At 65.1% G+C, this 9,252-nt stretch carries 8 protein-coding genes and 3 tRNA genes; 6 read left to right on the top strand and 5 right to left on the bottom strand.

Going from position 1 to position 9,252, the window contains the following annotated elements; all coding sequences use genetic code 11:
• Positions 1–506, bottom strand: a 506-nt coding sequence (locus tag Q1V78_RS07035; protein ID WP_300613046.1) for a tRNA adenosine deaminase-associated protein, incomplete at its 3' end; no start/stop codon positions are given.
• 170 nt (positions 507–676) lie between these two features.
• Between Q1V78_RS07035 and Q1V78_RS07030 the strand changes: the two genes are divergently transcribed.
• Complete coding sequence (locus Q1V78_RS07030; RefSeq protein ID WP_300613048.1) at positions 677–1,687, top strand: prephenate dehydrogenase; 1,011 nt, start codon at positions 677–679, stop codon at positions 1,685–1,687.
• A 94-nt stretch (positions 1,688–1,781) separates the two neighbouring features.
• Here Q1V78_RS07030 and Q1V78_RS07025 read toward each other — a convergent pair.
• Positions 1,782–1,854 (bottom strand) — tRNA-Arg (locus tag Q1V78_RS07025).
• 159 nt (positions 1,855–2,013) lie between these two features.
• Here Q1V78_RS07025 and Q1V78_RS07020 point away from each other — a divergent pair.
• A complete protein-coding gene (locus Q1V78_RS07020; RefSeq protein ID WP_300613044.1) occupies positions 2,014–2,991 on the top strand; it encodes a diaminopimelate dehydrogenase in 978 nt (325 codons plus the stop codon).
• Between the two features lie 152 nt (positions 2,992–3,143).
• Here the strand turns inward: Q1V78_RS07020 and Q1V78_RS07015 are convergent.
• Together Q1V78_RS07015 and Q1V78_RS07010 are read right to left on the bottom strand one after the other, a co-directional pair.
• A tRNA-Arg gene (locus Q1V78_RS07015) sits at positions 3,144–3,216 on the bottom strand.
• Positions 3,217–3,389: 173 nt separating this feature from the next.
• Positions 3,390–3,477 (bottom strand) — tRNA-Ser (locus tag Q1V78_RS07010).
• A 108-nt stretch (positions 3,478–3,585) separates the two neighbouring features.
• Here Q1V78_RS07010 and Q1V78_RS07005 point away from each other — a divergent pair.
• Positions 3,586–4,704: a histidinol-phosphate transaminase gene (locus tag Q1V78_RS07005; protein ID WP_300613042.1), complete on the top strand. Its 1,119-nt coding sequence runs from the start codon at positions 3,586–3,588 to the stop codon at positions 4,702–4,704.
• 108 nt (positions 4,705–4,812) lie between these two features.
• Here the strand turns inward: Q1V78_RS07005 and Q1V78_RS07000 are convergent, their stop codons facing one another.
• Positions 4,813–6,480, bottom strand: a complete 1,668-nt coding sequence (locus Q1V78_RS07000) for a DASS family sodium-coupled anion symporter (RefSeq protein ID WP_300613040.1) — start codon at positions 6,478–6,480, stop codon at positions 4,813–4,815.
• Positions 6,481–6,701: 221 nt separating this feature from the next.
• On the opposite strand from Q1V78_RS07000, the gene Q1V78_RS06995 reads away from it, so the two are divergent.
• The 3 genes from Q1V78_RS06995 to Q1V78_RS06985 all read left to right on the top strand — a co-directional run.
• Entirely contained in the window at positions 6,702–7,667 is a 966-nt protein-coding gene (locus Q1V78_RS06995; protein ID WP_300613038.1) for a hypothetical protein, read from the top strand.
• An 80-nt stretch (positions 7,668–7,747) separates the two neighbouring features.
• Positions 7,748–8,146, top strand: coding sequence for a hypothetical protein (locus Q1V78_RS06990; protein ID WP_300613036.1), 399 nt, complete (start codon positions 7,748–7,750; stop codon positions 8,144–8,146).
• A gap of 20 nt (positions 8,147–8,166) precedes the next feature.
• A partial coding sequence (locus Q1V78_RS06985) for an MMPL family transporter (RefSeq protein WP_300613034.1) occupies positions 8,167–9,252 on the top strand: 1,086 nt, incomplete at its 3' end.

Here is a 9,252-nt window from a genome sequence, read left to right as displayed (position 1 = left end):
GGCAGGTTCGCGTCCAGCAGGTCGGAGAGCTCCTCGTCGAAGCCCAGCTCCTCGGCCACGCAGATCAGCTGCTCCGCTGGGTAGTACTCCGGGTCGTCGAACACGACCGTGAGCAGCTGCTCGGAGACGCCAAGGTCCTCCAGCATGTCGAATTCACCCTCTGGCCAGGCGGTATCGTTCTCGTCGGCCTCGTCGGCCTCTTCCTCGGTGGGAGTGTCGACGTCCAGCTCGTCGAGCATGTCGGTGGCCAGGTAGTCGTCGATCGCCGCGGTGGCGTCCGACATCAAAATCCCCACTCCACCAGGGGCGGGGCGCACGATCGCGCACCAGGAGTCCTCGATGCAGACCAGCCCAAGAACGGCACCTTCGGCGCGTTCGCTGCGGAGGTGCTCGACGAGGCTCTCGAGGGAATCAGTCGCATCATCAGCCAGCTCGCGGAGCGCCCAGCCACGCTCGGTGCTGGTCGCCACAACAGCGATCGTGTCGAAGGAGTCAGTGTTACTCATGTTTCGGATTTTAGCCGGTCGCGGGGCGTGAGTCTGCACCGCTGGGGCACCCGCTGTGGCCGGCACTCCGGCTGCCTCGTGGGCTCTCGCAGTCCCCGGCGCGCGTCCGGGGCATATGAGAGAATTAAAGCGTGAGTACGCAGCATGAATCCCAGCCCACCCGTCACCCTCTGCACCCGTCGCCGGGCACCCCGACCGCGTTCGAGCGCTTCCCGGTGTGCATCCTCGGGCTGGGGCTCATCGGCGGCTCCCTGCTGCGCGACCTCGCGGACGGCGGTTGGTCCGCGTTCGGCTGGAATCGTTCCGCGAAGACGGTGGATCAGGCCACCGAGGATGGTTACGACGTCTCCGGGGATCTCGCCGCGACCCTGCAGCGCGCGGAACGGGAGGACGCCCTCGTCGTCCTGGGGGTTCCGGCTCCTGCCCTGCCCGAGATTTTGGACGCCGTCGGCCAGCACGCCCCGAGCGTGGGCCTGACCGATGTGACCAGCGTGAAGGGCGAGGTCCAGGCGCTGGTCGAGGACTGCGGGATGGCGGATCGCTTCGTCGGCGGCCACCCGATGGCGGGGACTGCGCATTCGGGCTGGAGGGCGACCCTCAACGGGCTCTTCGACGGCGCTGTGTGGGTGGTCGCCTACGACCGGGCGGTGGCTGAGGGCGAACCACCGCGTGCGTGGTTCACCACCTTCGAGCGGGTGGTGCGCATGGCGGAGGCCACCGGCGCGATCACGATCCCGAGCCGCTCGGGCGCGCACGACCGCGCGGTGGCACGGATCTCCCACCTGCCGCATGTTTTCGCGGAGACCTTGGCGATGGTGGGCGACCAGGGCGGTCCGCTCAGCCTCGCCCTGGCTGCCGGGTCCTTCCGGGACACCACCCGGGTCGCTGGCACCGCGCCATCGCTGGTCCGGGCGATGTGCGAAGGGAACCGGGATGCGCTGATCGAGTGCTTCGACGAGGCCCTGGAGATCCTCAACCAGGCCCGCGAGGAGCTGGAGCACAAGGATCTCAGCGCGCTGACGGAGGCCGGCTACGCCGCCCGGAAGCGCTACGAGACCACGACGAAGCACGGGGATGCGGCGGATCCGCGCCCGGTGATCCGCGTCAGCCCAGGCGCGAAGGGCTGGGTGGACCAGCTGCTCAGCGCGGAGTCCATCGGCGCGCGCATCGAGATTTTCTAACGACGGCGGGGTGAGCGGCGGCTCGCATAGCTCACCATGAAAAGCAAGAAACCCCTGGCGGGGCTGAAAGCCACTCACCAGGGGTTCTAACTCGTGCGCCCGGAGGGATTCGAACCCCCAACCTTCTGATCCGTAGTCAGATGCTCTATCCGTTGAGCTACGGGCGCAACAGGGCATAACTATACATGCCACTCACCTGAAGCAACAAATCGCAGCCCAGCGCACTAAAAAAGCAATATTTTTGCACGCATAAACCTAGTGGTGGCCCGAATAATCGGCGTAATCTTGAGAGCCGACAACAAGCCACTCCAACGAAAGGAACACGCATGGCGACAATCAAGGCCGGCATCGTGGGGTACGGCAACCTCGGCAAGTCCGTCGAAGCCGTCATCAAGCAGACCAGAGACATTGAACTGGTGGGTGTCTTCTCGCGCCGCGACAGCCTCGACACCGACGCGCCGGTCATCCCTGTTGCAGACGTGGCTGAGTACGCAGACAAGATCGACGTTCTCTACCTCTGCCTCGGCTCCGCCACCGACATCCCGGAGCAGGCACCGGAGTTCGCGAAGTACGCCTGCACCGTGGACACCTACGACAACCACCGCGACGTCGCCCGCCACTACTCCGCGATGCAGGACGTCGCCGAGAAGGCCGGCAACGTCGCCGTCGTATCCACCGGCTGGGACCCGGGCATGTTCAGCCTCAACCGCGTGTACGCAGCCGCCGTGCTGCCGGGCGCGCAGCAGAACACCTTCTGGGGCCCGGGCCTCTCCCAGGGTCACTCCGACGCCCTGCGCCGCATCGAGGGTGTGGCCTCCGCTGTCCAGTACACCCTCCCGGCCGAGGAGGCCTTGGACAAGGCCCGCCGCGGTGAGGCCGAAGGCATCACCGGCAAGAACGCCCACAAGCGCCAGTGCTTCGTCGTCCCAGAGAGCGACGACGCCGAGCTGAAGGAGCGGATCGAGAACGACATCCGCACCATGCCGGACTACTTCGTGGGCTACGAGGTCGAGGTGAACTTCATCAGCCAGGAAGAGTTCGACAAGAACCACACCGGCATGCCGCACGGTGGCCACGTGATCACCACCGGCGAGCTGGGCGCGACCCGCACCCACCACACCGTGGAGTACACCCTGGAGCTGGACCGCAACCCGGACTTCACCGCGGCCGTGCAGGTCGCATACGGTCGCGCCGCCCACCGCCTGAAGGAGTCCGGCCAGACCGGCGCCTTCACTGTGCTGGAGGTCGCACCATACCTGCTGAGCGAGAAGTCCCTGGAGGACATGCTCCGCGAGGACGTCTAAGCGCCTCACCCCGCCGCCAGGCTGGCGCGGAAGCATCAGAAGGGCCGCCACGGTTCGTGCCGTGGCGGCCCTTCTGACGTCCTAAAAAGAAAATAGAAAGAAAACAGCGCCGTGGCCACCCACCTGGGCAGCGACGACGCTGTCATAAAGAGTGCGCCCGAAGGGATTCGAACCCCTAACCTTCTGATCCGTAGTCAGATGCTCTATCCGTTGAGCTACGGGCGCAGTACTCCAACAAGGCCACGCGACGGCACAATCCACTCGGACCACCACAGGCGCACCACACGCCCCACAACACTGTCCGAAGCTGAAAAACCCCAGCGCCTCACCACAAGAACTGGGCAGCTTGAAACCTGGAAGGTTTCGGCAGCTCATCAGCGAACAGCCTTGTTGAAGAGCGGAGACGAGAGGATTCGAACCTCCGGTCCGCGCAATGCAGACAACTCCTTAGCAGGGAGCCCCAATCGGCCACTCTGGCACGTCTCCAGCATCTGACCAGGACAGGGCGAACCCGCCTGACTAGACGATTTTCAAGCATACACAACGGGTGTTGGGCAGACAAACGCCGCCGACCAGGCATTCCGGCGGAGTACGATGCCAGGCATGGTACGTTCCGATCTCTCCAAACTGCCCGCCTACGTCCCCGGAAAGGCGCTGCCGGATGCGCTGCGCCTGGCCTCCAATGAGACTGCCGCAGCACCCCTGCCCGCCGTCCAGGAAGCGGTGGCAAAAGCGGCGGCGGGGCTGAACCGCTACCCGGACATGGGGGTCTCAGCCCTGCGCGGCGAGCTCGCGGAGTGGTTGTCCCGCACGCCGGGGGCGCCGGAGCTCACGGCGGATAACATCGCGGTGGGCAACGGTTCGAGCGCACTGTGCCTGCAGGCCATCCAGGCCACCTGCCAGGACGGCGACGAGGTCGTGTTCCCCTGGCGCAGCTTCGAGGCCTACCCGATCCTCACGCAGATCGCGGGCGCTCGGCCGGTCGCGGTACCGCTGAGCAGTGACTACCGCATCGATTTGGACGCTATGCTCGCCGCGGTCACGGAGCGCACGAAGCTGATCTTCGTGTGCAATCCGAATAACCCCACGGGCACGGTGGTGCCGCAGGCTCAGCTGGCCGAGTTCTTGGCTCAGGTGCCGGAGGACGTCCAGGTCGTGCTGGACGAGGCGTATATCGAATACGACCGCTCCGGGCTGGCCGGGGATGCGAGCGCCGAGGGGGCCGGGGTGCCGGCCAGCGTGAATGGGCTGGCGCTGATGACACAGTTCCCGAATGTGGCGGTGTGCCGCACCTTCTCCAAGGCCTATGGCCTGGCGGGTGTGCGCCTGGGCTACCTGGCGGGCTCCGAGGAGTTTGTCGAAGCACTGCTCAAGGTCGCGATCCCCTTCGGCGTCAACGCGCTGGCCCAGGTCGCGGGCCTGGAGAGCATCGGCGAGGAAGCACAGCAGCAGCTGCAGCAGCGCGTGGCGGAGACGGTCTCCCAGCGCGAGCGCGTGACCGAGTCGCTGCCCGAGGAAATCCAGGTGCCTTCACAGGCCAATTTCGTGTGGCTTCCCCTCGGGGAGAAGGCCGAAGCCCTGGAGGCGGCGATGAAGGAGCAAGGCATCCTCACCCGTTGCTTCGCAGGCGAGGGCGTGCGCATCACGGTGACCGATGAGACGGAAACCGAAGAGCTGATCCCGGCGCTGCGCCGCGCCCTGGCTCAGCTCTAGGCGCCGACCCGGAACCACCCCACGCTACGGGTCAGCCGCGGCCCAACCCCCACCCCAACGACAAAGAGCGCGCCACCTGCCCCGGTGGCGCGCTCTTTGTGTGCCGAGCTACAGCGTCAGGCCGAAGACCGGCACCGCCAGCGCGAAGGTCACGGCGGTGATGAGCACGATGCCCACCAGGTTCAGCCACAGGCCACCGCGCACCATGTCGCCGATACGGACGTAACCAGAGCCATAGGCGATGGCGTTCGGCGGCGTCGCGACCGGCAGCATAAACGCGGAGGTAGCAGCCAGGGCGACCGGGATCGTCAGCAGCAGCACGTTCATGTCGTTGCCGGCGGTCAGTCCCGTACCGACGGCCACGCCACCCATGATCGGGAGGAAGGCCGCAGCCGTCGCCGTATTCGACGTGAACTCCGTCAGCACCAGGATGACGGTGGCCGTCGCGGCGATCAGCAGGACGATCGGCAGACCACCCAGGCTGCGGGCGACCTCACCAATCCACAAGGAAAGGCCGGACTTGTCGAACATAGAGCTCAGCGCCAGGCCACCACCGAAGAGCAGCAACACACCCCACGGAACTTCCTTGGTGTGCTCCCAGTCCATGACGCGGCTACCGGAACCATCGGCCGGCAGCATGTACATCAGGATCGCGGCGGTGATGGCGATGGTGGCGTCGTCAATATTGTGTTCCCAACCAGCCCAGTCAGAGATGACCGGGACGAAGACCCACGCCAGGGCGGCGAGCAGGAAGATGGACCCGGCGGTCTTCTCCGCTCGGGACATCGAACCCATCTTCTCCAGCTCATCCTGGATGAGCTCGCGGCCACCCGGAATCTGATCCATCTCCGGCTTAAACACGGTGATCAGCACGAGCCAGGCCAGCACCATGAACACCGCAGCCAACGGCACACCGACCAGCATCCACTGGCCGAAACCGATGTGGATGTCGTGGGATTCCTGCAGGTAGGCGACCATCAGGGTGTTCGGCGGGGTACCGATGATGGTGCCCAGCGAGCCGATGGAGGCGGAGTAGGCGATACCCAGCATCAGCGCGGTGGAGAATTTCTTCTGCTTCGAGAAGCCACCCACCATGTCGGCGGTCAGCCCCAGCACGGACATACCGATCGGCAGCATGACCACGGCGGTCGCGGTGTTGGAGACCCACATGGACATGAAACCGGTGGCGATCATGAAGCCCAGCACCATCTGCTTCGGCTTCGTACCCACCAGGGTCACGACGCGCAGCGCGAGACGGCGGTGCAGGTTCCAGCGTTGCATGCCGAGCGCGAGGATGAATCCGCCCATGAAAAGGAAGATCGTGGGGTTGGCGTAGGAGGGCGAGACCTCCTTAAACGGCACCACACCCAGGATCGGAAAGGCCACGAGCGGCACCAGGGCGGTGGCTGCCAGCGGCAGGGCCTCGGTCATCCACCAGGCGCCCATCAGGACGGCGATCGCGGCGGTGATGCGCAGCGCGTCGGCGTCGAAGGGTCCCTTCTCCGCATCCGGGTGCGCCTTGTTCACGACGTCCGCGGCATCGGCCGGGAAGATTGCGTAGACGAGGATGGCGAGCAGAACGCCCACGAACAGGCCGACGACGGCGCGGCGCCGGGCCTTCTGCTCCTGCTCGGCACGCTCGGTGATGAGGTCGGCGTCGACCTTCTGCTCCGAGGCGGATGCTGCCGAGGTGGTTGCGGTGGCCGTGGTGCCGGTGTCCTGTGCATCGCGTTCGACCACGGTATTCTCCGAATCGCAATTCTTGGGTGCGCTCATCAGCTCCCGCATTCTTATCTGGGCTAGCGACGTGGCTAGGCCGTGTTCGTGAGGTGGGTCAACCGGTAGCCGGTTGTTGTGCTGCCGGTTTTCACCCTCATTGTCGGTTATGTTCAGGATTAATGAAAATTTCCCGGGCACCGTGTGTCGGATAGGTTCCTGTTCGACCACCAATATTTTTAGGACGTCTCCCCTGAACGCTCGGTGATTAAGAGGTATTGATGAAAGATCCCACTCGGATTCCCGGGGTGATGCGGTTGTTGCAGCAGGCGTGGGAGGCACAACCGGAGCTTTCCTTCGCGGAGCTTTTTGCCCGCCTGGAACCGCTGGGGGTGGCCCGTAATTCTTCGGATGAGGAGCTGCTCGCGGCCCTGCATGCTGAGCTAGCTGTGCATCCGTGGGCTTTCGAACCAGGCCGGGGTGGCGCTGGAGATGACAATGGGGGCGGCGATGGGAGTGCTTCTAGGGACGGCGCTGCGGCCGCAAACGATACTGCAAGCACTGGGGACCCAGGCACACCTCCACGCGGCGGGGCCACCCCCGAGGCCCAGCAGCTGGCACGCGTCGAGCTGGAGGCAAACGCCGGCGCCCCCGAGCGGATCGCCACGATCGGCGGTGGCTGGGCCGTGATTCGCCCGGCGCGATTCCCCGCTCCGCACGCCCGCCCCGCCGCATCCAGCCGTGGTGGTCGGTCCGGCGGGTTCCGCCGCGGGGGACGGCGGAACCAGCACGGCTCGGCCGATGCTTCGGCTTCCCTGATGCAGCCGGTGATGTGGGAGTACGAGACTGTGTTGCGCTGCCGACCCGGAGAGCCGTTCCGGCTGCGCAGCGCGCAGGGCTCCGAGCACCGCTTGGGCCTGGTGCGCCGCATCACGGTGCTGGATCTGCTAGCTCAACCGGAAGGCATGCGCTCGCTAGGGGGCCTGCAGCACAGCCAGCTAGGCGACCGGGAGTACATACTGAGCTTCGATTCGGGAGTCACCGCGCTCGTGGGCCGGCAACTGTGGCTCACCCACATCACCCGGCGCGAGGTGGCCCACGAGTTCCTGCGCTGGCGGGTGCTCACCCGGGCCGAGGTCGGCGCCCCGCTGGCCTACCGCCCGCCGCAGGGCGAAGCCCCGGGCCGGGCCGATGCTGCCATGGAGCTGACGGAGCTGGGAACGATCACCCGCATCCTCCCGATCTAGCACCGCTGTGGGCAGCGAGTTTCGGCCAAAGGGCGTATAGCTTGGGGGGACAATTCTCCAATTTCCCCGAGGAGTCCCTCATGTCCACACCCACCACATCCCAGAAGGTCACCCGCCTTGCACTAGGTGGCATCATGTCGATCGCCGGGGCCAGCCACCTCACCTTCGCGAGGAAGGACTTCCAGGCCCAGGTTCCCAACTGGTTCCCGATGAACAAGGACTTCGTCGTCCTCGCGTCCGGTGTGGCCGAACTCGGGTTCGGAGCCGCGCTCCTTGGCCTCCCGAAGCAACACAAGCGCACGGGAATCGCGCTAGCCGCCTTTTATACCGCGATTTTCCCCGGGAATATCGCCCAGTACGCCGAGCGCAACGATGCCTTCGGCTTGAACACCGACGGGCGCCGCTTCGCTCGGCTGTTCGGTCAGCCTTTTCTCATCGCTGCCGCCCTCTGGTCCGCTGGCATCCCGCAGCGCCAGTGATGAGTAACTAGTGTGCGTATATGACTTCTTCTTTGGCCCGCCGCTTCCGCTGGCTTGCGCTCGCGCTCATCGCGATCAGTGGCGCGTTATTATCACTCGGCTCTATCGAGGTCCCCGACTCACAGACCCGAACGCTGCCCGATGGATTTGATTCGACCCGTGTTGCCGCAGAACGCGAAGCGGCATCCGATCAGCAAGGCGGTTCTACCTCAACGGCGCTGGTCCTGTTCACCGGCGATATCGGGAGCAACCGGGCAGCGCTAGCAGCCAAAGCCAAAGACCTTGGTGGCCCCTTCATCCCCAATGATGACGGCACCGCAGCATTAGTACCGCTCGATGTCGCAGACGGAACCGCTTCCGATAGCGAGGGGGCGATCGGAGACCTGCGGGATAGAGCGAGCGCCAATCTTCCAGACGATATTTCCTCCTCTGTAACCGGCCCTGCTGCCATCCGCGCTGATCTAGCAGGCGTGTTTTCAGGAGCGAATTTCAAACTTCTCGCCGTCACCGCGGCCATCGTTGCGATCCTCCTTGTCTTTACGTACCGCTCGCCCTTCCTGTGGCTCATCCCCCTTACCGTCATTGGATTGGCAGACCGCCTCGTCGCCCAGACCTACCCACGTATCCTGGGCGCATTGGGAATGCAATGGGATGAATCGACAGGTGGAATTCTGTCCGTCCTGGTCTTCGGTGCAGGCACAAACTATGCGCTCCTGCTGATCTCCCGATACCGAGATGAGCTCACACGAACCGATGACCGCTTTACCGCAATGGCACGCGCCTGGCGGCCGACCGTGACCACCACCGTGGCCTCCGCGGCCACCGTGGTCCTTGGCGTCCTGTGCCTGCTTGCTTCTCACACCCCAACGACCAGGTCCCTAGGGGTCGCGGCATCCTTCGGCATCGTCGTAGCCTTCGTTTTTGGCACCTTTGTCCTCCCCGGGGCCCTGTTGTGGTTCGGTCGCTGGATTTTTTGGCCACGAAGCCCCCGCGTCGGAGACACCACCGAGCACAGGGTTTTCAACGCCGTGGGTGGGGCCGTCGAAAAAAGGCCCGCTGCGATTCTGACCATGTCACTGTTTGCACTCGGGGCAATGTCGCTGGGC

Origin of the sequence: Corynebacterium sp., assembly GCF_030152825.1 — a bacterium.
Taxonomy (GTDB): domain Bacteria; phylum Actinomycetota; class Actinomycetes; order Mycobacteriales; family Mycobacteriaceae; genus Corynebacterium.
The sequence above is the reverse complement of the archived record's forward strand: the minus strand, read 5'-3'. Positions and strand labels throughout refer to the sequence as shown.